Origin of the sequence: Streptomyces sp. NPDC060064, from assembly GCF_042736455.1 — a bacterium.
Lineage (GTDB): Bacteria > Actinomycetota > Actinomycetes > Streptomycetales > Streptomycetaceae > Streptomyces.
Genome location: NZ_JBHWWF010000018.1, coordinates 1 through 26,124, shown reverse-complemented (window position 1 = coordinate 26,124; position 26,124 = coordinate 1). Strand labels below are relative to the sequence as shown.

Genomic DNA, 26,124 nt, shown 5'->3' with positions numbered 1-26,124 from the left:
CTGCAGCCTTTCGAGGGTTATGTCATGCGGGTTGCGTTTCGAGGGTTGTGCAATGTGGGCCGGGCGGGTCCGGGAGGTCAGCCGAGGATCGAGCGGCCGATGATTTCCTTCATGATCTCGGTCGTACCGCCGTAGATGGTCTGGATACGGCCGTCCGTGAAGGCCTTGGCGACGCGGTATTCAGTCATATAGCCGTAGCCGCCGTGCAGTTGGAGACAGCGGTCGGCGACCCGCTTCTGGAGTTCGGTGGCCCACCATTTGGCCATCGAGGCATGGACCGCGTCGAGTTCCCCGTTCGAGTGATCGACGATGCAGCGGTCGAGGAAGGTACGGGTGACGGCGCACTCGGTGGCCATCTCGGCGATTTCGAAGCGGATGTGCTGGAGCTTGGAGAGCGGCCGCCCGAAGGCCTCCCGCTCCTTGACGTACTGGGTGGTGATCTCCAGCAGATATTCGGCGCCGGCGATGCCGGCGACGGCGATGCCCATCCGCTCCTGCGCGAGGTTGGTCATCAGATGGATGAAGGCGCCGTTCAGTTCACCGAGCAGGTTCTCCTTGGGGACGCGTACGTCGTTGAAGAACAGCTCTGCCGTGTCCTGGGACTTCTGGCCGATCTTGTCGAGATTACGGCCGCGCTCGAAGCCCTCGGTGCCGCGCTCGACGACGAGCAGCGACAGCCCTTTGGCGCCGCCTTCGGGCGTCGTCCTGGCGACGACGACCACCAGGTCGGCGAGGATGCCGTTGGAGATGAAGGTCTTGGAGCCGTTGAGGATCCAGTGATCGCCGCGGTCCTCGGCGGTGGTACGGATGCCCTGGAGGTCGGAGCCGGCGCCCGGCTCGGTCATCGCGATGGCGGTGATGATCTCGCCGCTGCAGAAGCCGGGCAGCCAGCGCCGCTTCTGCTCCTCGGTCGCCAGGCCGGTGAGATACGGGCCGATGATGTCGTTGTGCAGTCCGAGCGCGAGCCCGGCGGCGCCCGCTCTGGTGAACTCCTCGGCGAGGACGGCGCTGTAGCGGAAGTCGGTGTTCCCGCCGCCTCCGTACTCCTCCGGCACGGCGAGGCCGAGCAGCCCCTGCCGGCCCGCGGCGAGCCAGGCCTCCCGGCTGACGATGCCGTCCTTCTCCCACTGCTCGTAGTGCGGCAGGACCTCCTTGGCGAGGAAGGTTCGTACGGTCTCACGGAACGCGTCGTGCTCGTCGGTGAAGATCTGGCGCTTCAACGGTCGTCCTCCTTGGCGGTGCCGGCAAGGCCGGGAATGTCCCAGTCGAGAGCGACCTCTGCGGTGTCCGCGCCGGGCTGGGCGGGCGGACGCACCACGGCGCCGGGCGTGGCGGAGAAGCGGGGCGCGGGTGCGGGCTGGGTGAGTCCGCTGTGCTCGACGAAGGTTCCGCGGGCCGCGAGATGCGGATGCGAGGGAGCCTCGCCGAGCGAGAGCACCGGCGCCACGCAGGCGTCCGAACCCTCGAAGACGGCGGTCCACTCGTCGCGGGTCTTCGTCCTGAAGCGGGCGGCCACAGCGCCGCGCAGCTCGCCCCATCGGGCGAAGTCCTTACGGGCCGGGACCTCGTCCTTGATGCCGAGCAGCTCGATGAACTCGTTGTAGAACTGCTGCTCCAGGGCCCCGACCGCCATGTACTCGCCGTCGGCGGTCTCGTAGTTGCCGTAGAACGGGCAGCCGCCGTCGAGCAGATTCGCGCCGCGCCGGTCCTGCCAGCCGCCGGCCGCCATCATGCCGTGGATCATCGTGGCCAGATGAGCGGCTCCGTCGACGATGGCCGCGTCGACGATCTGGCCGGCGCCGCCCTCGGTGCGGGCGTGCTGCAGCGCGGCGAGCACCCCGATGACGAGATAGAGCGAGCCGCCCGCGTAGTCGCCGACGAGGTTGGCCGGTACGGCGGGCGGCTCGCCGGCCTTGCCGATCATGCCGAGGGTGCCGGTGATGGCGATGTAGGCGATGTCGTGTCCGGCGCGCTGGGCGAGCGGGCCTTCCTGGCCCCAGCCGGTCATCCGTCCGTACACGAGCTGCGGATTGCGCGCGAGGCACTCCTGCGGGCCGACCCCGAGGCGCTCGGCGACACCCGGCCGGTATCCCTCGATGAGTATGTCGGCGCGTTCGACCAGGTCGAGGACCTGGCCGGGGCCGCCCTCGGCCTTGAGGTCGATGAGCACCGAGCGCTTGTTGCGGTTGGTGAGGTCGTAGGCCGGATCGATGTTCAGCCCCGCGCCGCCGGGCCGGTCGACCCGTACGACATCGGCGCCGAGGTCGGCCAGCACCATGGCGGCGAACGGGCCGGGCCCGATGCCCGCCAGCTCGACCACACGCACCCCGGCCAGCGGGCCGTTTCCTGTCGCCGCCATTGAGCCCCCAGCACTGTGACACAAATGATGTAACACCAGAGATGGTAAGAACGCGTTCCACTCGACACAAGGGCCTGGGCCGAGCAAGCGCTTAGAACCGGCCGTCGCCGGCTCTGGGAATTCCTGCCCAAACCGCATGTTTACGGCCAATATAGGAGGTGAGCTCGGATCGTCGTCGCACGCTCGGCCTTCGCCCAGCGGCCCGCCGCGTTGATGACCGCACTGCGCCGCGACGCCCGGTGCGCATGTCCTCACACTGGATCCGGCCCCGGGGGCCCGGCATGTTACCGATGGGAAACGCATCTACTGCCAAGCTCGTTCGCACGCTAGCCTCAGCCACCGACAGGACCGCGGGGGCAACGGCGGAGGGGCCATTGAACAGGCAGAACGGTACCGATCGCGCACAGCGCCCGTACGACATCGTGCTCTTTGGAGCCACGGGATTCGTCGGTGTGCTCACCGCGGAGTACCTCGCGGCGCACGCGCCGGACGATTGCCGCTGGGCCGTCGCGGGCCGCAGCCGTCAGAAGCTGGAGCAACTGCGCAAGCGCCTTGCCGCGGTGAATCCCGGCTGCGCCGAGCTGCCGCTGATCGAGACGGACGCGGACGACCCCGACGCGCTGCGCGAACTCGCCGAGTCCACCCGTGTGGTGGCGACGACCGTCGGCCCCTATCTCTGGTACGGGGAGGCGCTGGTCTCGGCCTGCGCGGAGGCCGGGACCGACTACGCCGACCTGACCGGCGAGCCCGAGTTCGTGGACCTGATGTACGTACGCCATGACGCGCGGGCCCGGGAGACGGGGGCGCGGATCGTCCACGCCTGTGGCTTCGACTCGATTCCGCACGACCTCGGCGCGTACTTCACCGTGCAGCACCTTCCGCAGGACGTGCCGCTGCGCGTCGACGGATTTGTACGCTCCAACGCCACGTTCTCCGGCGGTACGTTCGCCTCGGCGCTCACCGCGATGAGCCGAGGACGGCAAATGCTGCAGGCTGCGCACGAACGGCGGCTGCACGAGCCGCGGCTGATGGGACGCCGGGCGCGAGCTCCGCTGGCCGGGCCGCGGTTCAGCCCGGAGACCGGCGCCTGGGCCCTGCCGCTGCCCACGATCGACCCGCAGATCGTGGCGCGATCGGCGGCCGCGCTGCCCCGCTACGGCCCGGACTTCCGCTACCGGCACTATGCGGCCGTACGGACGCTTCCGATGGCGGCGGGCGGTGTGACGGCTTTGGGCGCGCTCTACGGTCTGGCGCAACTGCCGCCCGCCCGGCGCTGGTTGTCGGACCGCCTCAAGCCGGGTGAGGGGCCTGACGAAGGGCGCCGGGCGAAGAGCTGGTTCTCGGTGCGCTTTGTGGGCGAGGGCGGCGGCCGCCGGGTCTTCACCGAGGTCTCGGGTGGTGACCCGGGCTACGACGAGACGGCGAAGATGCTCGCCGAGTCGGCGCTCTGCCTTGCCTTCGACGCGCTGCCGAAAACATCGGGCCAGGTCACGACCGCCGTAGCGATGGGTGATGCGCTGCTGGAGCGACTGCAGACAGCCGGGATCACCTTCCGGGTGGCTGCCACACGCTGAGGTCGGGTGCCGGCCGCCAACACGGCCGGCCGGTCAGCCGGCGGGGCGTCAGCCGGACAGCGCCGTGTAGACCATCGCCCCCACCCAGCCGAAGCCCGCCAGCGCGGACAGGATGAGCACGGCCGTCAGGGTGCGCTCAACGGGGTGGGTGGTGGTCTCGGTGGCGCTGTGCGTCGTCTGTGTCGTCATGCGAGGGAGCATGCCGATCAGGGCCGGCTCATGACATCCGCTCAGATACTCAGTTCCCCTACTCAGTTCCCTCTCAGTTCCCTGACTCGGTTCCCCGACTCGATCCCCCGACTCGATCCCCCGACTCGGTTCTCCGGCCCGGATGCCTGAGTGGCTTCCTCCAGTGCACGCCGGCAGAGCCGGTCGGCCCGGCGCGTGCTCTCGGGGAGCCGGTAGCGGGACGCGAGGTGGAGGGTGTGGGCACAGGCGTTGTCGAGTGTCGTGCGGTGGCCGACGGAGACGAAGACCGGCTTGACTCCGTCCTGGGTGCGCAACGCCCGGCCGACCTCCTCGCCGTCGTCGGCGAGCAGCGGGGCGAAGTCACCGCGGCGCTGACCGAGTTCGCCGTAACTGAAGACGAAGGGGTTCTTGGCGACGCCGATCACCGGCAGCCCGGTCAGTACGCCGAGGTGGGAGGCGAGTCCGAAGCGGCGGGGGTGGGCCAGGCCGTAGCCGTCGCAGACGACCAGACCGGGGTCTGTCGTGAGGGATTCCAGGGCGGCCAGCACGGTCGGGATCTCCCGGAAGGCGAGGAGACCCGGGACGTACGGGAACGCGACCCGGCCGACCGCCGTGGCCTCCTCGACGACGGTGAGCGTCGCGGAGTCCAGGACGACGGCCGCCGCCGCGACGACATCGTGCTCGTCGTCGTACGCCACATCGACACCCGTCACCAGACCGGAGGCAACCGGCGGCCCCGACTCGTCCAGAACGACCCGCGTGCGCAGTTCGTCCTGGACGGCCAGGGCCGCGGTCTCGTCGGCGGGCCAGGCGGGGGGCGTCTCGATGATCTTCATGGTGCCGCCCAGCCTACGGCCCGGTCGGTCCGGCACCAGGGCCTGATCGCGATTCCCGCCTGGCGTAGCCTGGCGATCATGTTCGTACTGGAATTGACCTACACCGCACCCGTCGAGCGGGTCGACGAGCTGCTCGAGGCACATGTGGAGTGGCTGGACGCGATGTACGAGGAGGGCGTGTTCATCGCCTCGGGCCGCAAGAACCCGCGCGACGGCGGGGTGATCCTGGCCGTCGGGGACGACCGCGCGCGGATCGAGACGATCGCGGCGGCCGACCCCTTCACGGTCGGCGGCGTGTGTGCGTACCGGATCACGGAGTTCATCGCGACCAAGACCGCGCCCGAACTCGCCCCGTACCGTCAGCAGCTGCCCTCGTAGGACCGCGGTGCGACGGTTCGGCTAGAACTCCAGCCGCGCGACCCGGCCCTTCTCGCCCGAGGCCCAGCAGCCGAGGTCGGGTGTGCAGTCGACCGTGTCGTACGAACCGGTGTCGACGGTGCGCCAGCTGCGGCCGCCGTCCACCGTCAGATCCGTGCCGGTCGGGCCGACGGCGAGCGCCGCCGACCGGCTGTGCGGCAGCCAGGCAATGCCCGAACGGTAGGCCGGCGGCGGTGTCCTGGACTGCTGCCAGCTGCGCCCGCCGTCCCGGCTGACCGCGCCGGCGCTCGGGGATGCCTGGTCGGCGCGGTAGTCGCCGCCGACCGCGATGCCGTGGGTGCGGTCACGGAAGGCGAGGGCGAAGACTCCACGCGCCGGATCCCCGGCGGGGATGGTCGATTCGGCGACGGTCCAGTTCAGACCGCGGTCGGCGGAGTGCAGTACACGCGCCGTGGCGCCACCGCCGGTCGCCAGCCACACGTCCTTGCTCCCCGAACTGACCAGGCACTGGCCGCTGGCGGCGAAGGCCGCTTCGCCCGGCAGCGCCGCCGGCATCCCGGTGTTCGGCAGCACCTTCCACGACCTGCCGCCGTCGCCGGTCGACAGGATTCGGTACTTGCCGTCCACCGGGTCGCTCATGGCGAGGCCGTGCCGGCTGTCGAAGAAGGTGACGCAGTCGTAGAAGGCCTTCGCGTCGGTGTTGCGGAAGGACTCGGTCCAGCTCGATCCGCCGTCCTCGGTACGGAAGACCCGGGACGCCTCGCCCTCGCCGATGGCCAGCACCACCGCGCGACGGCCGTCGAAGGCCTCGATGTCGCGGAACTCCAGCTCGCCCGCCCCGGGCGGGGAGACGTTCTGCCAGCTGCGGCCGCCGTCCGCGGTACGCAGCACGGTGCCCTTCGAGCCGGCGACCCACGCGGCGTTCCGGCTGACGGCCGCGAGGCCCCGGAACCGTACATTCGTACCGGTGTCCTTGAGGCTCCAGCTCGGCCCCCTACCGTCTGTACCTTCTGCCGTAGCACTGCCCGATGGCTGGGCTGCCTGCGCCGGCGCGGCCAGGGCCGCGGCCACCGCCGCGGCACACAGTCCCACCGACACCGTTCGTCTCGTCTTCCCCATGGACGTCATGGCGCTGGAAGCTAGCCCACGGGCCGGACCCCGTCCAGGGTGCGGCGGACGGCGCGGGTTCCTGGGCTGAGCTCATCTCCCAGCCCAAGGAGTACGAGGGCCGGGAGGTCACCGTCACCTTCGAGTCACGGCGCTGTCTGCACGCGGCCGAGTGCGTGCGCGGTATCCCGCACGTCTTCGACCTGGACAGCCGGCCCTGGGTGCAGCCCGACGGAGCCGCCGCCGACCGGGTCGCCGAGGTCGTACGGCGCTGTCCGTCCGGCGCCCTGCAGTACCGGCTCGCAGACGGCGCGGCCGAGGAGCCGGACCGGCCGACCACAGTGACCCGCTCCCTCGCCGGTCAGCTGGTGATACGCGGCGATCTCGACATCCGCACGGCGTACGGCGACCGTTCACGAGACGCGGGTGATGCTCTGCGGCTGCGGCGCGAGCGGAAATCAGCCGTACTGCGACCATTCGGGGCCCTGCGCCGAACGGCGACAAGTGACGACGTGACGCGGCGAGGGGGACGCGGTGACGGAGGTCACGTTCCCTTCCGATGCACGCAATCGCTCGTTCTGCCGTCTCTCCCGGTGTCAGGGAGACGTCAGCGAGCCGCGCACGAAGGAGCAGGCCTTGTCCACCGTCATCGAGCAGGCCGTGCAGGCCCGACTGGTCGCCTCCGCACCCCAGATGGAGTCTGTTCCGGCCACGCTGCGTTACGACCGCGAGGATCCCTTCGCCGTACAGATGGCCTTCCCGCCGCCGGCGACGCTGGAGGGCAACGAGGTGTCGTGGGCCTTCTCGCGTGACCTGCTCGCGGCGGGTGTCGACGGACCGGCCGGCGTCGGCGACGTACGCGTCAGGCCGTTCGGCTACGACCGTACGGTGGTGGAGTTCCGCGCACCCGAGGGCATCGCCATGGTGCACATCCGTACCAGCGAGGTGCGCCGCTTCCTCAAGCGCGCCCAGGGCATGGTCCCCACCGGCTGCGAGCACCTCTATCTGGACCTCGACCACAATCTCGCCGAGCTGCTGCGCGACGCCTGCTGACGCCCGGCGCCGTGGCCGGCCGGATTCCGACGTCACCCCTGCCGGCGAGCCGAGGTGTCAGCTGCCGCCGGAGGCGCCCGCCGCGGGCGCCGACGTCACCTCGAAGATCACCGCGTCCCGTATCTCCTGGATGACGTTCCTCAGCGTGGGAGCGGCCGCACTGCTGCGTTCCGTCAGCGCGTCGATCCGGTCCTTGTGGCGCCTGCGCTCATCGGCGGTGGCGAGGGTGCGCACTTCTGCCGCGGCCGCGAGTGCGACGAGGGCGGCGTCGCGGTCGGAGATCTCGGCCACCGGCACCGGACCTCCGAGCACCGCACGCGTCTCCTCGCGCAGCGACTTCACCACGTCAGCACGGTCGAGTTCGTACTGCGCGGCGGAGAAGAGGCCGAGCAGCCGCCCGCGTCTCCTGCGCAAGTAGCCGGCTCCGGCCAGCTGCTTACGGACGGCTTCGAGGGTGTATGTGGCGTGGTGCGTCACCCACCTCTTCCAGGTACGTGGCCTGGACTCCTCGACGAGTTCCAGCAGTTCGTCGAGCACGGGGTCACCGGTGAGGTTGTCGCCGACGGGCCGGGCAACGCCGTCGGCTTCGGCGAGCATGCCGCGCTGGGCCAGCTCGGTGAGCGCCCCGGCCCGTACGAGTGGGGCGAGGCAGGACGTGCCGGTGGGCGTCATCCGCTCGGTGTCCCAGGACAGGAGATAGAGCCGGGCGGCGATCGAGAGCGATCCATTGGGCACGGGCGGAGCCTCCTTGTCCCGGTGCTGTCCCGGTCGGTCCCGGGGCCGGTCGCGCAGGTCCCGATCACGATAATTCGTTGACAGTGCCCGAGCGTCCTCGTACGTTGTACAGCGGTCCTGTTGTCGTCGATTGGAGTAGGACGTTGCTCGTCTGAGGTCCTGAGACACCGTGCGGTACAGCTGCTTCAAGCATGCTGCGCGCATCGCGTGCGACCTCGGCGCTCGAGCCGTCCTCCCCGACCGGGACCTTTCTCGTGTTCCCGGCGATCGTCGCCCGTATTCCGGTGTCTCCACCCGTTGCCCTTGCCACTTCCACGCAACCGGGAGACCCGTATGTCTACTCTTCCCACCTACATCACCTGCTCCTCGCTCACCTTCGCCTGGCCGGACGGCACCGGGGTCTTCGACGACTTCCAGCTGGCGGTCGGCCCGGGCAGGACCGGTCTCATCGGCCTCAACGGATCCGGAAAATCAACGCTGTTGAAGCTGATCTCCGGTGAACTCACGCCGTCAGGCGGAGCAGTACGCACCGCGGGCGAGATCGGCCGGCTACCGCAGAACCTGGTGCTCGACACCGCCCTGCGAGTGGACGAGGTGCTGGGCATCGCCACCACGCGCGCCGCGCTGCACGCCATCGAGGCGGGTGATCCGAGCGAGGAGAACTTCACAGCGGTCGGCGACGACTGGGACGTCGAGGAGCGGGCGCGCGCCACCCTCGACCAGCTCGGTCTCGGCCATGTCGGACTCGACCGCACCATCGGCGAGGTGTCGGGCGGCGAGGGCGTACTGCTGCGGCTGGCCGCACTTCTGCTGGCCGAACCGGATGTCCTGCTGCTCGACGAGCCGACCAACAACCTCGATCTGTACGCACGTCGGCGGCTGTACGACGCGGTCGCCGCCTGGTCCGGAGTGATGGTCGTGGTCAGCCACGACCGTGAACTCCTGGAACTGGTCGACCAGATCGCCGATCTGCGCGACGGGGAGGTCAATTGGTACGGCGGAAACTTCACGGCGTACGAGGAGTCGCTCGCCGTCGAGCAGGAGGCGGCGGAGCGCATGGTGCGTGTTGCCGAGGCCGACGTGCAGCGGCAGAAGCGTGAACTGGCCGACGCCCACCTCAAGTTGGCCCGCCGTAAGCGGTACGGGCAGAAGATGTGGGACTCCAAGCGCGAGCCGAAGATCGTTATGGGGGCGCGCAAACGCGCGGCCCAGGAGTCGGCCGGCAAACACCGCATCATGCACACCGAGAAACTCGCCGAGGCGAAGGAGCGGCTCGACGAGGCCGTGGACGCGGTCCGCGACGACGACGAGATCCGTATCGAGCTGCCGTTCACCAAGGTCCATCCGGGCCGTGGTGTGCTGCGGTTGAAGGAACTGACATTGCGTTATGGGGCGGAGGTGAAAGGAGAGTTCGAGGTACGCGGCCCCGAACGGATCGCGCTCGTCGGGCGCAACGGAGCGGGCAAGACCACTCTGCTGCGTACGATCACCGGCGAGCTGGAGCCGGTCGCCGGCGAGGCGGTGGCCGAGGTCCCGCTCCGCTTTCTGCCGCAGCGGCTCGATGTGCTCGACGACGGGCTGAGCGTGGTGGAGAACGTGGCGCGGTTCGCGCCCGATGCGACCAACAACCGGATCAGGGCGCGGCTGGCCCGCTTCCTGTTCCGGGGCGCGCGTGCCGACCAGCCGGCCGGCACGCTCTCGGGCGGAGAGCGGTTCCGTGCGGCGCTCGCCGCGCTGCTGCTCGCCGAACCGGCGCCGCAGCTGCTGATGCTCGACGAGCCGACGAACAACCTGGACATGGCGAGCGTACGAAGGCTGACGGCGGCGCTGGAGTCGTACGAGGGAGCGCTGATCGTGGCCAGTCACGATGTGCCGTTCCTGGAGTCGATCGGCATCACGCGCTGGCTGCTGCTGGACGGTGAGCTCCGTGACATCACCGCGGACGAGGCACGGGACGGGGGGCTTCCGATGACGTGAGCGCGATGCGCCTGATGGGAGCGTGATGCGCCTGGATCGTAAGGCGATGCGCTCCCCGGCCGGCCGGGATTCCGGACAGAAAATGTCTGGAATCCGGGTTGGCGCCAGGTCTCCTGCGGAGAACGTCGTCATCGCCGGTGCGCGCACAGCCGGGCGGCACGGCCGCAAGGACCCGGCGCCACCGGCACCGCCCGCTCCCACGGGCGGCCCACCGGGGATTCCATCGCCCCCGGACGGCGGGCCATGATGGGCGCGACCAGACCCCGGACAGACCTGGAGAGCGCCCGTGCCCAGCAGGAAAGCCCTGATCCGTCGCCCCAGCCCGCGCCTCGCCGAGGGCCTGGTCACCCATATCGAGCGGACCACGGTCGACGCCGCACTGGCGCTCGAGCAGTGGGAGACATACGCCGAGACGCTGCGCGAGCACGGCTGGGAGACCGTCGAGACAGAGCCGGCCGACGACTGCCCGGACAGCGTCTTCATCGAGGACACGGTGGTCATGTACCGCAATGTCGCGTTGATCGCCCGCCCGGGGGCCGAGTCCCGCAGGCCGGAGACGGCGGCCGTCGAGGAGACCCTGGCACGGCTCGGTTGCTCGGTGAACTGGGTCTGGGAGCCCGGCACCCTCGAAGGCGGCGATGTCCTGAAGATCGGCGACACGATCTACGTGGGCCGCGGCGGGCGTACGAACGCGGCTGGGGTGCAACAGCTGCGCGCCGCCTTCGAGCCGCTCGGCGCACGTGTCGTGGCCGTGCCGGTGAGCAAGGTGCTGCATCTGAAGTCCGCGGTGACCGCGCTGCCGGACTCCACCGTCATCGGATACCCGCCGCTGGTGGACACCCCGACGGTCTTCCCGCGGCATCTCCCGGTGCCGGAGGAGTCGGGTGCGCATGTGGTGCTGCTCGGCGGCGGAAAGCTGCTGATGGCGGCGAGCGCGCCGAAGTCGGCGGAACTGCTCACGGACCTCGGCTACGAGCCGGTCACGGTCGACATCAGCGAGTTCGAGAAGCTCGAAGGGTGCGTGACTTGCCTCTCCGTACGCCTCCGCGACCTGTACGCATAACTGAACGTAATAGGACAACTTCATACCGGGCTTGGCCGAAGCCTTACTGCCGCCTTAACCTACGGTCTCGTAACCTACGAATCCGTAGGTAACTCTCCCGTCCCCAGGAGCACCCGTGACGATCACCTCTCCCCACCTCGGCAGTTCGGAAGCGTGGACCGACGCCCGACTGCTGTTCGCGCTGGAGGAGGTGGTGGAGAAGGAACTCAACCGCCATCTCAAGGTCGCCAAGGACTGGATGCCGCACGAGTACGTCCCGTTCACCGACGGCCGCAACTTCCCCGGTTACTTCGAGGACGGCCAGGCCTGGGAGCCTGAGCAGTCCAAGGTCACCGACATCGGCAAGATCGCGCTGGTCGTGAACCTCCTGACCGAGGACAACCTCCCCAGCTACCACCACGAGATCGCCTCGCTCTTCGGCCGCGACGGCGCCTGGGGCACCTGGGTGCACCGCTGGACCGCGGAGGAGGGCCGGCACGGCATCGTGATGCGCGACTACCTGCTCACCTCGCGCGCCGTCGACCCGGACAAGCTGGAGCAGTTCCGGATGGCGCACATGGCGGAGGGCTTCGAGTCCGACAACCGCCACTCGATGCTGCACTCGGTGGCGTACGTCGCCTTCCAGGAGCTCGCGACCCGCGTCTCGCACCGCAACACCGGCCACCAGTCGGGCGACCCCGTCTGCGACCGGATGCTGGCGCGTATCGCCACCGACGAGAACCTGCACATGGTCTTCTACCGCAATCTGCTGGGCGCGGCCTTCGAGCTCGCCCCGGATCTGACCATGCAGGCCGTGCGCGATGTCGTCGTCAACTTCCGGATGCCAGGACATGGCATGCCGGGCTTCGAACGGGCCGCGGCGCAGATGGCGATCGGCGAGATCTACAACATGCGGATCCACCACGACGACGTCCTGCAGCCGGTGCTGCGCTTCCTGAAGGTGCTGGACATCGACGGGCTGGGCCCGGAGGGCCTCAAGGCGCAGGAGGAGCTGGGCCTGTACATGGGCGGGCTGGACTCCGAGGCGACCAAGTTCGACGAGAAGCTGGCGGCGCGCAAGGCGCGGATGGCAGCGCGGGCGGCGGGCTGACCGTCCGGGCGCCGTCCCGGCCGTCTGAGCGTCCCGGCCCTCCCGGCCGTTCGGGCGCCGTCCGGGCCGTTCGAGCGCCGTCCGGGCTATTCGTACGCCGTCACCGTGCGCATGGCCGCATCGCGCACGTCCGCGTCCGCGTCCGCATGGCGACGCCGCTTCCGTAGCTGCACCCGCCACGGCTCGGCCCAGGACGTGCGCGAGCCGCCGGCCGAGGTGACCCGTCACGGCGAAGAGCTCTTCGGTGCGACCGTCGGCCTCGGCGAGCGCGTGGGCGGCTTCGAGCAGCGTCCCGGTGTCGCCCGGCCTGTCCCGGCCGCCGAGCCGCTCGCGCAGCACTTCGGCGGTGCGTGCCGCGAGTGCGGGGCGGCAACCATCGCGCGCAGCAGCTGTTCGCGTACGGCGGTGGGGGCGCCGAGGCTCGCGGCGACCCGCAGGGCCCGGCCGCGGACGAACGAGTCCGGGTCCGCGAGCCGCGCGCCGACCCACTCGGCGTCCCCGCCCACAGCGGCCGCGACGACGGCGAGCCCGCGCTCGTAGGGACCGCGCTGATCGAGCTCGGCCAGCAGCGACCGCAACTCCGCACGACTCATCTCCCCGGCGCGCACGACAAGTTCACGTCTGCCTGCTGAGAAGCGGTGAGCCGTACTGAATAGCCGAGCTGTACGGAATAACGGGCCCGTGATCGAGGGACCTTCACCGGGCGCCGTGCCCAAGCTGATCGTCACAGCGGGTGTGCCGTCGCCCGAGCGCGACGAGGGGTGGAGGGGGCGGGGCGGCTGGAGTCGAACCAGCGTGTTCCGGTTCTGGAGACCGGCGCGTCTGCCTCTGCGCTACGACCCCGCCCTTGCCGGAGATCCTAGGTCAATCCGCTCACCGGCGCGGGCCGGCCCTGAAGACAAGCGCGGTCCGTCTGGGCGGCGGCGAGTACGCCGGTGCCGCAGATTCCCGCGAACGACTCCGGCACTCCCGCGAAGGACTCGTCCCACTTGGCTCGTCCCGCTCGACTCGTCCCGCTGCGTCACCACGCCGCTTCCCGGTAGTCCTTGAGGAAGACGCCGGCCACCGGGGCGCCGGCCTCGCCCCGCACGATCGGGTCGTACACCCGGGCCGCTCCGTCCACGATGTCCAGCGGAGTCCGGAATCCTTCGGCGGCGATCCGTGACTTCTTCGGCACCGGGTTCTCGTCGGTGATCCAGCCCGTGTCGACGCTGCACATGTGCACGCCCTGCGCGGCGAGTTCGGGCCCGCTGGTGCGGGTGAGCATATTGAGTGCGGCTTTCGCCATATTGGTGTGCGGATGCCCGGCCGTCTTGCGCCGTACCGCGAACCGGCCCTCCACAGCTGTCACATTCACGATGTAGCGGCTCTGGTGGGGCGAGGCGAGCAGCAGCGGCAGCAGCCGGTCGACGAGGAGGGTGGGGGCCAGCGCGTTGACGAGCTGTGTCTCCAGCAGCTCGGCGGGATCCAGCTCGCCGATGCGGGCCGACCAGGAGTTGGCCGGCGCGGTGTCGGGCAACAGTCCTGCCTCGTCGGCCTCGGGCAGTACGAGCGCGAGGGCTGCCCGGGCGGCTGACACCTCCCCGGCGGCCCGCATCGGCTCGTAGCCCGGCGCGCGCACAACTGCGCCGGGGAGCGCCGCGCGCTCCCCGGAAGCCAGCAGCGCGTATGACTCGGGCGGGCGGCGGACCGTCTGGGCGGCGTTGTTGACGAGGATGTCCAACGGCTCGCCGTCCCGGCGCAGCCGCTCGCACAGACCCAGTACCTGCCGGGGATCGCGGAGATCGATGGCGATGACCGTGAGCCGGTCGAGCCACTTCTCACTGCCGGGCGCCGCGTGGAAACGGTTCAGGGTGTCGTGCGGGAAACGGCTGGTGACCAGGAGTTCCACGCCGTCGCGCAGCATCATCAGCGCGAGCTGGAAGCCGATCTTCACCCGGCCGCCGGTGAGGAGCGCGCGGCGTCCGGAGAGGTCGGTGCTCATGGTCCGCCGCGCGGTGTTGTCGGCGGCGCACTCGGGACAGAGCAGGTGGTAGAAGGAGTCGGCCTGTCGATAGAACGACTTGCACACGTAGCAGCGCCGCGGACGGTTGAAGACCCCGCCGGTCGTTCCGGCGGCCTCCAGCGGCGCGTCCTCGCGCCGGGCGAGGGCGCCGGTCGCGGTGCCGGCCACGACGGCCGCGTCGGCGTCGGCGCGCGCGTTGTTACGTGACTTGCGCCTGCGATTCCGGCCGTCCCGGGCGAAGGAGGCGGCGACCTGCTCGGCCCGCAGGCGTACCGGGTCGTCGACGGGCAGCGCGCGCAGTCTGCTCACCGTGCGGTCGAACGCAGCGAGCTCTTCGTCGCTGATGTGCTGCATCTGCTGTCCCGCCCCGTCATTCCCTGCGGTGGTCGGATCCCGTGCGGTGGTCCCGTGCGGTGGTCCCGGACGGCGGTCCCGGACGGATTCGGACCGGCGTATAAGCCCTGACAAGGCGGGGCGCCTGCCTCTGCGCTACGTCCGGGCATTGGCGGCGATCTTAGCCCCTCGCCTTGCCCGGGGCGTCAGCGCCCCGTGACCCCCGCCACCCGTCAGAGTGACGTGGTTTATTCAGGTTTGGCGTTGATCTGCAAGGGTGGTCGGCCATGGAATCCGATCTTCAGGTGAACACCGACCAGTTGGGCCGTTTCGCCACTGCGCTGAGTCGCTCGCTGACCTCACTCAGCGAGGCGAGAAGGGCGCTGGAGCACGTACGGGCCGACCAGTTGGGCACGAAGGAGCTGGACGAGGCGTGCGACGGCTTCCAGGGGCGGTGGAAGTACGGGGCGGACCAACTGAGCGCGAGGATCAGGGCGGTGCACGTCGGAGTGCAGCTGAGCCGCGAGGGCTACGCCCAGGTCAACAAGGCGATCGAGTCGGCGTTCAGGGCGGTGGATTCGCGTGCCTGAGTACCCGCATCTTGGCTGGAACCCGGTCCCGGGAAGCCCCTCGGCGATCGCCGCGCTCCAGACGAAGCTCAGCACGTCGGCAACGGCACTGGGCACGGCGCACCGCCTGGTCGACCAGTTGCTCGGCGAGAGCGCGTACTGGCGCGGCGAGGCGGCGGACGCGTTCCGGGAGTCGCTGGACGGGGACTTGCCGCGGGACTTGAAGAACGCGCACCGGTCCGTGTCCAAGGCAGCGTCGAAACTGCGGAGGTGGCACGACGATCTGGTGGGCTACCAGGCGACGGCGAAGAAGTACGACACGCGGGCGATGCTCGAACAGGCGGCGCTGACGCGGGCGGAGACCCAGCACGAGCGCGTCCGGACGGCGCCGGACCTGCCGGAGTCGGATCTGGCGGCGGCGACGGCCGCGGTGACGAAGGCACGGGAGGCGCTTGAGTCGGTGCGGAGGCTGGCGCGGGAGCTGGAGGAGACGCACAGGGTGGAGGCGGGGCGGATCGCGAAGGCGCTCAACGAGGCGACGGACAAGCTCGCGCCGCAGGAGCCGGGTGCGTTGAGCAACGCGATGGACTGGGTCGGCGACAACTTGGGCGACAGCCTGAGCCTGTTGTCGGCCTCACTCGGCCTCATCGCCATCTTCGTCGCGGCCCCTGTCGCCGTGCCCCTGCTGTTCGCCGCAGCCGGACTGAGCCTTGCGGCCTTCGTCTCTCACACATCCGACCCCAAGCACGACTCCGCCCTGAAAGCCGGTTTCACCCAGGGCAAGTTCGACGGCCAGTTCTGGTCCAGCGTCGTCACACTCGGCGGGGACGCCCTGGGAGCCTTGCCGGGTGTGGGTGCCGTCGCACAAGGGGCCAAGGGTATGGCTGCGGCAACCCGGGCAGGCGTTGCCGCCGAGCAGGGTGCTTCGGCGACGTTCCGCAGCGGAGCCCGCGCGTTCGGGGTCGATTCCACCGCTGCGATGCGCGAGGCCGACGCAGGGCCGAAGCCCGTCCTGGACTGGGTCGTCCGCAAGACCAGTCCGCAGGCCGAAGTGCCCCTTCAGGCCGGCGTAGCCGGCAGCGCAGTGGTGACGTCGGGCATCGGGCTCAGTCCCGCCGACGACAACGACGCCGTCAAGAACACGGCGACGGGGGTGGACGGCGCGCGCTTGGCCGCGTCCGACACCCCAGGAGCAGGAATCAACGCAGCCCGCACGTGGGCTCAACTCGCTCATTAGGAGCACTGACGTGGCATACGCCGCCGCCACAGAGCCACCGGCGAACAGCTGCTGGTTCCGTCTCCCTCCGGGATTCATCGATCTCGAGCAGGACACATTGGACGAATTGAGGCAACGCCTCAGCGACGACCTCGCGTTGCTTCACCGGGACCCAGCCGTGCGAGATCACCGCCTCCACGAAGCGCAGGTGCTTCTGGGACTGCTCAGCGACCTGTATGTGCAGGCCACGATGCACCTGGCCTTGGGCCTCCACTCAGATGGGGATCAGGGAGTCTCCACTTCCGTGCTCTCACTCTCGGACGTCCCCATCAATGCAGCCACCCGCACGCTGGCCGCAGCCAAGTGCGGTCTTCAGCTGGCGACCAGTCCCTTCGGAACAGTTCTCCGGCGCGAAATCGTGGATCTGCCCTGCAGTGCGGGGGCGGCTCTGGTGACGTCTCTCCTGCCGGACCCATCCGTCGGAGGCGAAGCGGGGGTTCCGTCGGCGAACCCGGGGGTGTTCCAGGCGCGCCTGAGTGTTGCCCGCCCCACAGGTGCACGGGTGGTACTCATCGACCTGACCACAACCGCTGTCGGATTCGTGGACGAGTACACAGAGATCCTGCTCGGCATTGGACGGACTGTCAGCTTCACCGATCCCAACCCTCAGCCCGAACCTCCGCTCCGCCGGAGCCGTCTGTTGGAGGTTCTGCTGTGACTCGTCCCGCACCGGCTCCGCCGTTGACGAAGACGGCCTTCGAGCATCCGCCTACGGCGGAGGGCTACGGCAGGATTGTCCGTCGGCGCCGGTGGTGGCTCGCGGGATTTCTGTGCGCGCCCCTCGGGCTCGTCACTGCGGGTGCCCACCTGCGGGCCCCTGAGTGGGCCATCCCCCTCTTCGCCCTGGTAATGCTGATCTCACCGGTTACCGCACTGATCTCGGCCTTGGCCCTGATCCACACGCCACGAACGGCTCGCATTCTCCAGTCCTACCCGTGGCGCGCGTACCAGTGCAGCTATCCACCCCGCGGCCAGCGCCAGGACTTCCTCATCTCCGTCAGCGTTGCCCCGGATCAAGAGCTGCTCCTGCACACCTCCCCGTACCGCTGCAACTTGCAGTACAAGCGCAATGAGCATCCGGACACCATCTGGTTCGCTGGTGACCCGGCATGCGGTGGTGTGGTGTCCCCTGCGGGGGGCCACTATCCAGTCCGGGCAGTGCGTACCGGCCTGTGGCAAGGCCGCCCGCTGGAGCTGCCTGCGGCCGATGCCCTGGCCGAGGGCGCTGGGCTGGCCAAGGAGGGACGGTACCTGCGCCGCTGGTTCTGAGGAGCCCGATGGGTCCCCGAGGGGGACGGGTTCAGCTCCGCCCGCGCTGGAGGCGGTACCGCTCCTTCTCCGACAGCCCGCCCCACACCCCAAATCTCTCGTCATGCGCCAGCGCGTACTCCAAGCACGCCACCCGCCCCTCGCAAGCCCCGCACAGCTGCTTCGCCTCCCGCGTCGACGACCCCGGGGCTGGGAAGAAGAATTCCGGCCCCGTCTGGGCGCACAACGCGGTCTCCTGCCAGGAGAGTTCATTGTCAGTGATGGTGTTGATCGGCATGCAGGACACCGTGCCCCGCGCCGATAAACGCCCGGTCAATGAAGGATCAACGACCCCCACAGCCACCCGCGCCCACCGGCATCGAGGACCCGCCACGAACCGTACAGATCCTCGAGGCCGCCGACGGTGCGGCGCGCCCCGCGCGAACGTGTCAGCTCTGCTGCTCGCCCTGCATCACCGCGAACCGCGCGCCCGCCGGGTCCGCCAGTTTCGCGAAGCGGCCCACGCCCTCCATGTCGACCGGCGCCATCCTGACCTTGCCGCCCAGCGCCTTCGCCATGGCGACCGATGCGTCGCAGTCCACGACCTCGAAGTAGGGCAGCCAGCACGGCCCGTCCGCCGCCTCCACCGGGTCCGCCGCGAGCGGGGCGACGCCGCCGAACATCGCGTCCGGGGTCGCGCCGGCCGGGTTGACCATGATGTAGGAGCCGCTGCCGTCCGGCAGCGGCATGGTGTTCGTCTCCCAGCCGAAAACACTGGTGTAGAAGCTCACGCCCGCGCCCGGGTCCGGCGTGTACAGCTCCATCCAGCACAGCGAGCCGGGATCGTTGACGAGGTCCAAGCCCTTGTTCCGGCCGGGCTGCCACGTCGCGAAGCCTGCGCCGGACGGGTCGTTGAAGACCGCCATGCGGCCCATTTCGAATACGTCCATCGGTTCGAATACGACGGCGCCGCCGGCCTGCTCGACCGACTTGGCCGTGGCGTCGGCGTCGGGCGACTGGAAGTAGACGCACCAGCCGGGGGCGCCCTGCTCCGGAGTGACCGTCATGCCACCGGCGACGGTCCTGCCGTCCTGCTGGAACATGCCGTAGCCGCCGGCCTCGGGTCCCGCCGACCGGAAGGTCCAGCCGAACAGGCCGCCGTAGAAAGTGCGCGCCTTATCGATATCGGGTGTGCCGAGGTCGATCCAGTTCGGGGAGCCGGTGACAAAGCGGGTGGTGAGCATCGTGCGCTCCTTCTCGGGATCCCGTTGCCTGTCGTCCGAGTCTGCTCCCGATCGCGTAGCGGCGCATCCAGGAAGGCCGGCTCCCGCAAGGCGTCGTACACCGTAGAAGTGGGCGAATTCCATTTGCGCGCGAGCCGCCGGCCCCTGCAGGATCCCGGGAATGAGAAACAGAAAGGCTCATGCCGCGCAGGCGCCGCATGCCGCCGCCCTCGGCCAACGCACCGCCGCCGGACTCCGTGATCCGCCGCGGATGCCGTCAGAACACAGCCCTTGCCGAGGAGCGCCTTGAAGACCGTACCTCTGACCCCGTAAGCCCGCCTGCCGCGCGCGCACCGGGATCTGCCGATCATCACCAGCACGGTGGATGCCTACGGCCGCGCGCACTGGCTGCTCGTCGAGCGGCCCGATGCCATGCCGAACGGTCCGTACGACGCCCTCGTCGTCACTGTCGACGACGGCAGCGTCCACCGGACCCATCTCAGCGCGGTGACGGCGGAGCACCCCCTGCTGGACGCCCTCCCGGACGGCGGTTTCGTCCTCGCGAACGCGCGCAGCCCCAAGCACCGGCACAGGGACAAAGTGCAGATCTTCGACGCTCTCGGTCGCCCTTCCTGGGCCTTCACCGTCGGCGACGGTATTGCGCATCTGCTCGCCGACGAGGCGGGCGATCTGTGGATCGGCTACTTCGAGAAGGGTGTACTCGGCGATCGGCTCAGCGCCCCGGGGTGCGGCGCTGGTCCTCGACCGGGGATGCGCTCTGGGAGTTCAAGCCGACGTCCGGAGCCGACTCGATCCTCGACTGCTACGCCCTCAATGTGGGCCGGCGCGCCGCCTGGGCCTACACCTACACGGCCTTTCCGCTGCTGGAGATCCGCGACGACCGCCCCGTCAAGGTGCGCACCAGCCCGGTGAAGGGCGCTCACGCAATCGCCGTGCACGGCGACCGGGTCGCCTTTTTCGGCGGGCACGGGGATGACAGCGGCCGCCTCGTCGTGTGCGCGCTCACCGAAAGCGCCGCCGAGCCGGTCACGTACAGCACCCTCGTCCGGCCCGAAGGCGGCGAGATCGGCCGCCGCCGGGTCGTCGGCCGCGGCCCGCGTGTCTATGTACAGGACGCGCCGTACACCGACTGGGGCGTATGGGACCTCAGCGGCTGACACCGTCAGTGGCTGTGCCCGCTCCGCGCCGAGTGCGAGTCCGCGGCGACATGGTGCGGCTCGTACCCCGGAATCGTGCCGTCCGGCTTCGCCACCAGGAACAGGCCCGCCATTCCCATGTCGGAGTGGCTCTGCACATGGCAGTGGTACATCCACGCGCCCGCGCCCACATGTTCGCCCGCGATGACCTGGAAGCCGAAGGAGTCCGCCGGTCCTGTGATCTTGTTGTCGATGACGCGGCTGACGTCGGCGGGCCCTTCCAGCAGACCCGTCCTGTTGTCCGCCCAGCGGTGACCATGCATATGGAACGTGTGGTAGTACTCGCCGTGCGTGATCATGACGATCTCGACCCGATCGCCCACCGTGGCCTGGAAGTTGGGGCTCTGGTCGCCCGTCTTGTTGTTGATCGTCATGTCGTTGAAGACGATCGTGAACTGCTTGTCCGGGAGGATGTCGCCTTTCCTGCGGACCACCACAGGCCCGTAGAGACCCTTGCGGATACCGCCCGTCCCGTGGTCCGTGCCCACCACATGGTCGTGGTAGTGCCAGTAACCCGCGCTGCCCGCGCGCCAGGTGCCGTCGGCCCGCTTGCCCGGGGTGTGGGTGCGCCAGGTGTACGTACGCGTGCCGCCGGGTTCGACATGGCTCCTGCTCATCCTGGTGCCGTCGTTGGCGATGTCGTAGTCAACGCCGTGGGCGTGCAGGCTTACCGGTACGTCCGTGGTGTTCTCGAACTCGATGTGCAGCGTGTCGCCCTCGATGAGCTCGATCAGCGGTCCCGGGACCGTCGCTTTGCCCTTCTCCAGGCCATAGCCCATCTGACCGTCCGCCAATTTTTCCGCGTACAGCTTGAGATGGAGTATCCGACCTCCGGCCGGCGCAGTCCTCGGTGCGCTCTCCGCCGAGGTCGCGTCGGTGGCGGAGGCGAGGGACAACGATGTCACGCCCGTCGCCGCGACCGCGCTCCCGGCCAGCAGGCGCTTGTTGAAGCTCCGTCTGTCCATGCCGAACTCTCCAGTCTCGTACGGAGATTGACGGGGTTCAGCTGACCCCGGGGACGGCCACACGGTAGTCGGGCGATCTTTGTTTATCCACAGTCAGGACAAAGTTCGTGCCATTGAGGTCATTCCTATTGGCGAACCGCGAAAAGGGGTCTAGTTTCCAAGGCTGTTGTTGTGACCTAAGAGGGGTGGGTGACCACATGCAGCGCACACCACATCACCGGTCGAGATCCCGAAGAAGCGGTCTGGCGGCGGCCCTTGGGGTCGGCGCACTGACTGCGTCCCTGCTCGGCGGCGGGACCGCAGCCTCCGCCAAGCCCTATCCGGAGCCACCGTCGACAACGTTGTCCCTTCCGTCGCCGCCGGGCGGCCAGAACGTACGGGTGCTCGTCTTCCACGCCTCGGCCACCGAGGAGTCGCCGACCGTCGACGCCGGTATCGCGGCGATAGAGACCATCGGGCAGACCGGGCCCGCCGCAGGCCGTTTCAAGACCGAGGCGACCGACGACGCCTCGGTCTTCACCCATGCCACCAGGCTCGGCAAGTACAACGCGGTCGTCTTCCTCACCGGCGGCGGCGATGTGCTCGACCCGGAGCAGGAGGCCGGGCTCGAGTCGTATCTGGAGGCCGGCGGAGGCTTCCTCGGCATCCATGACGCGGCACGCACCGAACCGTACTCCGACTGGTTCACCGGGCTGATCGGTGCCCGGCCGGCCGGTGCCGCAAGTGCGGTCCAGCGCGCGGTCGTCGAGGTCGGCGACCGTCAGCATCCGGCCACCAAGTCGCTACCGCTGCAGTGGAAGCGGCCCGACAGGTGGTTCAACTGGGCGGTGAACCCCTCCGGCAACGTGCACACCGTGGCCCGCGTCAAGGAGAACTCCTACACGCCGGGCACCGGCGCCAACGGCTGGGACCACCCGGTCTCCTGGTGCCGTGACTACGACGGCGGCCGCTCCTTCTACACCGGCATGGGCGGTACGGTCGACAGCTTCGCCGAAACCGACTTCCGCGACCATCTGCGCGGCGCGCTCGCCTGGACCACCCGGCTCTCGCGCGCCGACTGCAAGGCGACCATCAACGCCAACTACACCGCCGAGCGCGTCACCCAGCCCAACAAGCCCGGACAGAACGACCAGATCGGCGAGCCGCACGGCCTGGTCACCGCCCCGGACGGGCGGGTCCTCTACATCGGGCGCGGCGGCGCCGACTCGAGCAAGCCCGTCGTCACCGACTGGAACAACCCCGACGTCGGCAAGGGCCGGGGCGAGATCCACGTCTACGACCCGAAGACCAAGAAGGTCACCCTCGCCGGGGCGCTGGCCGTCTTCGGCAACAAGGGCGGCGGCGATGAGCTGATCAAGGTCGAGGAGGGGCTGCTCGGCATCGAGCTGGACCCGGACTTCATGTCCAACGGCTGGGTGTATCTGCACTACACACCGCACTCGCAGATCAACCGCGACACGCAGATGGCCGAGCGGCGCGTCTCGCGCTTCACGCTCGACCTGGCCGCCGACAAGCTGGATCTCGCCTCCGAGAAGGTCCTGCTCAAGTGGCCGGTACAGATCCACAGTTGCTGCCACGCGGGTGGCGGGATGGCCTGGGACTCCCAGCAGAATCTCTATATCGCCACCGGCGACAACAACTCCTCCGGTTTCAGCGGCGGTTACTCCGGCAACAACCCGGAGCCAAACTTCAAGGGCGTATCCTTCGCCGACGCGCGCCGTACCGCCGGCAACACCAACAACCTCAACGGCAAGATCCTGCGGATCCACCCCGAGGACGACGGGACGTACACACTCCCGGCGGGCAACCTCTTCACGGGCAAGGAGCAGGACGAGGGCGGCGGCAAGACGCGCGGCGAGATCTATGTGATGGGCGTACGCAACCCGGCGCGCATCTTCATCGACAAGTCGACGGACATCCTCTACGCGGGCTGGGTCGGCCCCGACGCCGGTGCGCCGAGCACCACCTGGGGCCCGGCCAAGTACGACACCTTCTCCGCCATCATCAAGGCGGGCAACCACGGCTGGCCGTACTGCATGGGCAACAAGCAGCCCTACCGCGACCGCAATCTGCCCGATCCGAGTAAGCCGCTCGGCTGGTACAACTGCGACGCCCCGAAGAACGAGTCACCGAACAACAACGGCCTGGTGAACCTGCCGCCGGTCACCGGGAACACCATCTGGTACTCGCCGCAGGGCGGCGGCGTGGACTATCCCCGCGACGCGGGCGGCATCCCGAGCTACAAGGTGGAGGAGCAGAAGATCCTGATGCCGTGGCTCAAGGGCGGCGGCCAGGCGACCATGAACGGTCCGGTCTACCGCTACGACGCGGCGAGCACCGGCAAGGACAAGTGGCCGTCGTACTGGGACGGAAAGTGGTTCGTCGGCGACTTCTACGACGGCGACCAGCCGCGGCACGCGGTGCTCACCGACCCCAAGACGGTCGGCAAGGGCGGCATCCCGGTGCACGCCGAATCCCTGAAGAAGATCATCCCGGTCGGGGCCGACGGCATCCGCAACCTCATGGACTGGAAGTTCGCGCCGGACGGTTCGCTGTACGTCCTGGACTACGGGCGCGGATTCTTCACCTCCGACGCCAAGTCGGCGCTCTGGCACATCACCTACAAGGGCGGCGAGGCGACTCCGTCCGCCGACAACCTGGCACGGAAGGCGGCGCAGTGAGACACGTGAGACACAGAACGGCAAAGCTGTGGACGGCCCTGCTCGCGTCGGTGGCGCTGGTCCTCGGGCTGATGTCGGCGGTCGCCTACGGCCAGAGCGACGATCTGGCGGCCGATCAGGTCCTCACTTGGACGGCCGGTGACTCGATCGAGAAGTACGCCTCGTTCCCGACCACCGCGGTGGCGGGGAGGACGACGATCGTGTTCGAGAACAGCACGGCGACCGGCAACACCATGGGTATGCCGCACACGCTGACCTTCGACGTGTCCGATCCCGAGTACAACAACGACGTACCGTTGAACATCCTCGCCAATCCCAGCGACGACCAGGGCGGGAAGCACACCGTCGAGGTCACGCTCACTCCTGGCCGGTACCGCTTCCACTGCACCATCCCCGGCCACGGCGCGATGCAGGGGATCCTGACCGTCACCGAGGGCGGTGGCGAGGACACCACGGCTCCCGACACGACGGCGAAGGTCGACGGCGACAAGAACGCCGACGGCGCCTATGTCGGCCAGGCCACCGTGACCGTGTCGGCGACCGACGCCGGCTCGGGTGTGGACAAGATCGAGTACGCGGTCGGTGCGGCCGGCGCCTGGCAGGCGTACACCACTCCGGTCGTGGTGAACGAGGTCGGCGCGCACAAGATCCGTTACCGGGCCGCTGACAAGGCCGGGAACATCTCTGCGGAGAAGGCGGTCGACTTCTCCGTCGTCGCCCCGCCGACGGACGACAAGACCCCGCCGGAGACATCGGCGACGGTGAGCGGCGAGAAGAACGACCAGGGCCAGTATCTGGGCATGGCCACGGTCACGGTGACCGCATCCGACACCGGCTCGGGCGTCAACACCATCGAGTACGCGATCGGCACGAGCGATGCCTGGCAGCCGTACACGGCCCCGGTGATGGTGCATGAGGCGGGCACGCACAAGGTCCGCTACAAGGCGACCGACAAGGCCGGGAACGCGGCCGTCGAGAAGTCCGTGGACTTCACGGTCGTCACGCCGCCGGCCGAGGACAAGACCCCGCCGGAGACCTCGGCCGGGGTGACCGGTCAGAAGAACTCCGACGGCGCGTACATCACCAGCGCCAAGGTGACGCTCACCGCGACCGACGCCGGCTCCGGGGTCGACAAGGTCGAGTACTCCCTCGACGGCGGTCCCTACCTCGCCTACACCACGCCGGTCATCGTCGACCGGGTGGGCTTCCACACGGTTCTGCACCGGGCCACGGACAAGGCGGGCAACACCTCCCAGGCGCAGAAGGTGACGTTCACGGTCGCCGAGGGCGGCGGGGTCCCGGCGCCCAACTGCCCTGAGTGGGACGAGCGGTTGACGGTGATCGTCGGCACGGTCGACACGGGTGTGCCCAACCGCATCACCCGCAGCCGCTGCACCATCAACGAGCTGATCGAGGACGAGAAGGACTGGTCCTCGCACGCGCTGTTCCTCAAGCACGTGGACAGGGTCCTCGACCAGCTGCTCGCGGACGGCGTCATCGACCAGCGCGAGCACAAGAAGATCTACAAGGCGGCCAAGCAGTCCGGCATCGGCGAGCCGGGCCGGCACACCGGCTACCGCGATCTGTTCGACGGCACGCAGGCGTCGTTCAGCAAGTGGCAGCACGTGGGCGGCGGTTCGTTCGGCCTGGGCGCCGACGGGTCGATGACGAGCGGCACCACCAAGGGCGGTCTCGGCATGCTGTGGTTCCCGCAGCGGCAGTACGGGGACTTCTCGCTGAAGTTGCAGTGGCGGGACGACGCTCCCGGCACGGGCAACGCCAACAGCGGTGTCTTCGTGCGCTTCCCGTACGTCCACGACAATCCGGAGGAGCCGCGCCCCGAGTGGGTCGCCATCAAGTACGGCCATGAGGTGCAGGTCCTGGACCGGCCGGACGGCGACATGTACAAGACCGGCTCGATCTACGGCTTCGACCGGGTCGGACTCGGCGGTGCGGGTGTGACGCCGAAGGGCACCTGGAACGACTACGAGATCCGGGTGGTCGGCCAGCACTACTCGGTGTACCGCAACGGCGTCCTGATCAATGAGTTCGACAATGTGGGCGGCCAGGAGTTCGTACCGCCGCGCGCCGACGACCCGGGCACGGACGGCCGGCGGTACTCCTCCGGCTATATCGGGCTCCAGGTCCACAGCACGACGGACGTGATCTCGTACCGCAATATCCGCGTCCAGGAGCTGTAGCCCCCGGCCCGGCTCGCCGTCGGCTCCCTTCCCGCAGGCGGGAAG

The 26,124-nt window shown here is 69.2% G+C and carries 24 protein-coding genes, 1 tRNA gene and 1 pseudogene; 14 read left to right on the top strand and 12 right to left on the bottom strand.

The window, feature by feature from the left end:
- Positions 1–77: 77 nt before the first annotated feature.
- Positions 78–1,220, bottom strand: a complete 1,143-nt coding sequence (locus ACFWDI_RS21755; RefSeq protein WP_385306129.1) for an acyl-CoA dehydrogenase family protein — start codon at positions 1,218–1,220, stop codon at positions 78–80.
- Entirely contained in the window at positions 1,217–2,359 is a 1,143-nt protein-coding gene (locus ACFWDI_RS21750; protein ID WP_385306127.1) for a CaiB/BaiF CoA transferase family protein, read from the bottom strand. The genes ACFWDI_RS21755 and ACFWDI_RS21750 overlap by 4 nt, the downstream gene beginning before the upstream one ends.
- Positions 2,360–2,733: 374 nt before the next feature.
- Between ACFWDI_RS21750 and ACFWDI_RS21745 the strand changes: the two genes are divergently transcribed.
- Positions 2,734–3,933, top strand: a complete 1,200-nt coding sequence (locus ACFWDI_RS21745; RefSeq protein WP_385306125.1) for a saccharopine dehydrogenase family protein — start codon at positions 2,734–2,736, stop codon at positions 3,931–3,933.
- Positions 3,934–3,981: 48 nt separating this feature from the next.
- On the opposite strand, the gene mmpA is transcribed toward ACFWDI_RS21745, so the two are convergent.
- On the bottom strand, positions 3,982–4,122 hold the full coding sequence (gene mmpA, locus ACFWDI_RS21740) for a morphogenic membrane protein MmpA (protein ID WP_327327246.1): 141 nt from the start codon (positions 4,120–4,122) through the stop codon (positions 3,982–3,984).
- 62 nt (positions 4,123–4,184) lie between these two features.
- The gene (locus ACFWDI_RS21735) at positions 4,185–4,958 is read right to left on the bottom strand and encodes an endonuclease V (protein ID WP_385306123.1); all 774 of its coding nucleotides are present in this window, start codon (positions 4,956–4,958) and stop codon (positions 4,185–4,187) included.
- A 78-nt stretch (positions 4,959–5,036) separates the two neighbouring features.
- Here ACFWDI_RS21735 and ACFWDI_RS21730 point away from each other — a divergent pair, with 78 nt between their 5' ends.
- A complete protein-coding gene (locus ACFWDI_RS21730) occupies positions 5,037–5,336 on the top strand; it encodes a YciI family protein (RefSeq protein ID WP_327327244.1) in 300 nt (99 codons plus the stop codon).
- 21 nt (positions 5,337–5,357) lie between these two features.
- On the opposite strand, the gene ACFWDI_RS21725 is transcribed toward ACFWDI_RS21730, so the two are convergent.
- Positions 5,358–6,464 carry a WD40/YVTN/BNR-like repeat-containing protein gene (locus tag ACFWDI_RS21725; protein WP_385306121.1) on the bottom strand — a complete coding sequence of 369 codons (1,107 nt, stop codon included), beginning with the start codon at positions 6,462–6,464 and terminating at the stop codon, positions 5,358–5,360.
- A gap of 74 nt (positions 6,465–6,538) precedes the next feature.
- Between ACFWDI_RS21725 and ACFWDI_RS21720 the strand changes: the two are divergent.
- Positions 6,539–6,959: pseudogene (locus ACFWDI_RS21720) on the top strand ((4Fe-4S)-binding protein).
- Between the two features lie 120 nt (positions 6,960–7,079).
- Positions 7,080–7,496: an SsgA family sporulation/cell division regulator gene (locus ACFWDI_RS21715; RefSeq protein WP_327327241.1), complete on the top strand. Its 417-nt coding sequence runs from the start codon at positions 7,080–7,082 to the stop codon at positions 7,494–7,496.
- Positions 7,497–7,553: 57 nt separating this feature from the next.
- Here ACFWDI_RS21715 and ACFWDI_RS21710 read toward each other — a convergent pair whose 3' ends face one another.
- Entirely contained in the window at positions 7,554–8,231 is a 678-nt protein-coding gene (locus ACFWDI_RS21710; RefSeq protein WP_385306119.1) for a GPP34 family phosphoprotein, read from the bottom strand.
- A 333-nt stretch (positions 8,232–8,564) separates the two neighbouring features.
- Between ACFWDI_RS21710 and ACFWDI_RS21705 the strand changes: the two genes are divergently transcribed.
- The 3 genes from ACFWDI_RS21705 (at position 8,565) to ACFWDI_RS21695 (ending at position 12,361) form a co-directional block, all read left to right on the top strand.
- Positions 8,565–10,208 carry an ABC-F family ATP-binding cassette domain-containing protein gene (locus ACFWDI_RS21705; protein ID WP_385306117.1) on the top strand — a complete coding sequence of 548 codons (1,644 nt, stop codon included), beginning with the start codon at positions 8,565–8,567 and terminating at the stop codon, positions 10,206–10,208.
- Positions 10,209–10,494: 286 nt separating this feature from the next.
- Positions 10,495–11,271 (top strand): dimethylargininase, encoded by a 777-nt coding sequence (gene ddaH, locus ACFWDI_RS21700; protein ID WP_385306115.1) that lies wholly within the window; start codon positions 10,495–10,497, stop codon positions 11,269–11,271.
- A gap of 115 nt (positions 11,272–11,386) precedes the next feature.
- Positions 11,387–12,361 carry an acyl-ACP desaturase gene (locus tag ACFWDI_RS21695; protein ID WP_385306113.1) on the top strand — a complete coding sequence of 325 codons (975 nt, stop codon included), beginning with the start codon at positions 11,387–11,389 and terminating at the stop codon, positions 12,359–12,361.
- Between the two features lie 224 nt (positions 12,362–12,585).
- Here the strand turns inward: ACFWDI_RS21695 and ACFWDI_RS21690 are convergent, their stop codons facing one another.
- The 3 genes from ACFWDI_RS21690 to ACFWDI_RS21680 all read right to left on the bottom strand — a co-directional run bounded on the left by ACFWDI_RS21690 (position 12,586) and on the right by ACFWDI_RS21680 (position 14,720).
- Positions 12,586–12,954, bottom strand: a complete 369-nt coding sequence (locus tag ACFWDI_RS21690; RefSeq protein ID WP_385306111.1) for a hypothetical protein — start codon at positions 12,952–12,954, stop codon at positions 12,586–12,588.
- A gap of 176 nt (positions 12,955–13,130) precedes the next feature.
- Positions 13,131–13,206 (bottom strand) — tRNA-Trp (locus ACFWDI_RS21685).
- Between the two features lie 176 nt (positions 13,207–13,382).
- Positions 13,383–14,720 (bottom strand): SDR family NAD(P)-dependent oxidoreductase, encoded by a 1,338-nt coding sequence (locus ACFWDI_RS21680; protein WP_385306109.1) that lies wholly within the window; start codon positions 14,718–14,720, stop codon positions 13,383–13,385.
- A gap of 266 nt (positions 14,721–14,986) precedes the next feature.
- Between ACFWDI_RS21680 and ACFWDI_RS21675 the strand changes: the two genes are divergently transcribed.
- The 4 genes from ACFWDI_RS21675 to ACFWDI_RS21660 are packed head-to-tail and all read left to right on the top strand — an operon-like array spanning position 14,987 to position 17,813.
- Entirely contained in the window at positions 14,987–15,289 is a 303-nt protein-coding gene (locus ACFWDI_RS21675; protein WP_385306107.1) for a hypothetical protein, read from the top strand.
- The gene (locus ACFWDI_RS21670) at positions 15,282–16,505 is read left to right on the top strand and encodes a hypothetical protein (protein ID WP_385306106.1); all 1,224 of its coding nucleotides are present in this window, start codon (positions 15,282–15,284) and stop codon (positions 16,503–16,505) included. The genes ACFWDI_RS21675 and ACFWDI_RS21670 overlap by 8 nt, the downstream gene beginning before the upstream one ends.
- 10 nt (positions 16,506–16,515) lie before the next feature.
- Complete coding sequence (locus ACFWDI_RS21665; RefSeq protein ID WP_385306104.1) at positions 16,516–17,202, top strand: hypothetical protein; 687 nt, start codon at positions 16,516–16,518, stop codon at positions 17,200–17,202.
- Positions 17,199–17,813: a hypothetical protein gene (locus ACFWDI_RS21660; protein ID WP_385306102.1), complete on the top strand. Its 615-nt coding sequence runs from the start codon at positions 17,199–17,201 to the stop codon at positions 17,811–17,813. Before ACFWDI_RS21665 ends, ACFWDI_RS21660 begins: the two co-directional genes overlap by 4 nt.
- A gap of 31 nt (positions 17,814–17,844) precedes the next feature.
- On the opposite strand, the gene ACFWDI_RS21655 is transcribed toward ACFWDI_RS21660, so the two are convergent.
- Positions 17,845–18,090, bottom strand: a complete 246-nt coding sequence (locus ACFWDI_RS21655; protein WP_327327228.1) for a WhiB family transcriptional regulator — start codon at positions 18,088–18,090, stop codon at positions 17,845–17,847.
- Between the two features lie 151 nt (positions 18,091–18,241).
- Positions 18,242–19,036 carry a VOC family protein gene (locus ACFWDI_RS21650; RefSeq protein ID WP_385306100.1) on the bottom strand — a complete coding sequence of 265 codons (795 nt, stop codon included), beginning with the start codon at positions 19,034–19,036 and terminating at the stop codon, positions 18,242–18,244.
- Positions 19,037–19,761: 725 nt separating this feature from the next.
- On the opposite strand from ACFWDI_RS21650, the gene ACFWDI_RS21645 reads away from it, so the two are divergent.
- The gene (locus ACFWDI_RS21645; protein WP_385306098.1) at positions 19,762–20,193 is read left to right on the top strand and encodes a hypothetical protein; all 432 of its coding nucleotides are present in this window, start codon (positions 19,762–19,764) and stop codon (positions 20,191–20,193) included.
- A gap of 5 nt (positions 20,194–20,198) precedes the next feature.
- Here ACFWDI_RS21645 and ACFWDI_RS21640 read toward each other — a convergent pair whose 3' ends face one another.
- The gene (locus ACFWDI_RS21640) at positions 20,199–21,197 is read right to left on the bottom strand and encodes a multicopper oxidase domain-containing protein (RefSeq protein ID WP_385306096.1); all 999 of its coding nucleotides are present in this window, start codon (positions 21,195–21,197) and stop codon (positions 20,199–20,201) included.
- A gap of 197 nt (positions 21,198–21,394) precedes the next feature.
- Between ACFWDI_RS21640 and ACFWDI_RS21635 the strand changes: the two genes are divergently transcribed.
- Positions 21,395–23,878 (top strand): ThuA domain-containing protein, encoded by a 2,484-nt coding sequence (locus tag ACFWDI_RS21635; protein ID WP_385306094.1) that lies wholly within the window; start codon positions 21,395–21,397, stop codon positions 23,876–23,878.
- Between the two features lie 71 nt (positions 23,879–23,949).
- Positions 23,950–26,079 (top strand): OmpL47-type beta-barrel domain-containing protein, encoded by a 2,130-nt coding sequence (locus tag ACFWDI_RS21630; protein WP_385306282.1) that lies wholly within the window; start codon positions 23,950–23,952, stop codon positions 26,077–26,079.
- Positions 26,080–26,124 lie beyond the last annotated feature (45 nt).

Excerpts from the sequence above, each read along its gene's own strand:
- ACFWDI_RS21750 (WP_385306127.1), bottom strand. The coding sequence starts at position 2,359 with ATGGCGGCGACAGGAAACGGCCCGCTGGCCGGGGTGCGTGTGGTCGAG.
- mmpA (WP_327327246.1), bottom strand. The coding sequence starts at position 4,122 with ATGACGACACAGACGACGCACAGCGCCACCGAGACCACCACCCACCCC.
- ACFWDI_RS21735 (WP_385306123.1), bottom strand. The coding sequence starts at position 4,958 with ATGAAGATCATCGAGACGCCCCCCGCCTGGCCCGCCGACGAGACCGCG.
- ACFWDI_RS21730 (WP_327327244.1), top strand. The coding sequence starts at position 5,037 with ATGTTCGTACTGGAATTGACCTACACCGCACCCGTCGAGCGGGTCGAC.
- ACFWDI_RS21725 (WP_385306121.1), bottom strand. The coding sequence starts at position 6,464 with ATGACGTCCATGGGGAAGACGAGACGAACGGTGTCGGTGGGACTGTGT.
- ACFWDI_RS21705 (WP_385306117.1), top strand. The coding sequence starts at position 8,565 with ATGTCTACTCTTCCCACCTACATCACCTGCTCCTCGCTCACCTTCGCC.
- ACFWDI_RS21690 (WP_385306111.1), bottom strand. The coding sequence starts at position 12,954 with ATGAGTCGTGCGGAGTTGCGGTCGCTGCTGGCCGAGCTCGATCAGCGC.
- ACFWDI_RS21680 (WP_385306109.1), bottom strand. The coding sequence starts at position 14,720 with ATGCAGCACATCAGCGACGAAGAGCTCGCTGCGTTCGACCGCACGGTG.
- ACFWDI_RS21675 (WP_385306107.1), top strand. The coding sequence starts at position 14,987 with ATGGAATCCGATCTTCAGGTGAACACCGACCAGTTGGGCCGTTTCGCC.
- ACFWDI_RS21655 (WP_327327228.1), bottom strand. The coding sequence starts at position 18,090 with ATGCCGATCAACACCATCACTGACAATGAACTCTCCTGGCAGGAGACC.
- ACFWDI_RS21650 (WP_385306100.1), bottom strand. The coding sequence starts at position 19,036 with ATGCTCACCACCCGCTTTGTCACCGGCTCCCCGAACTGGATCGACCTC.
- ACFWDI_RS21640 (WP_385306096.1), bottom strand. The coding sequence starts at position 21,197 with ATGGACAGACGGAGCTTCAACAAGCGCCTGCTGGCCGGGAGCGCGGTC.
- ACFWDI_RS21635 (WP_385306094.1), top strand. The coding sequence starts at position 21,395 with ATGCAGCGCACACCACATCACCGGTCGAGATCCCGAAGAAGCGGTCTG.
- ACFWDI_RS21630 (WP_385306282.1), top strand. The coding sequence starts at position 23,950 with ATGTCGGCGGTCGCCTACGGCCAGAGCGACGATCTGGCGGCCGATCAG.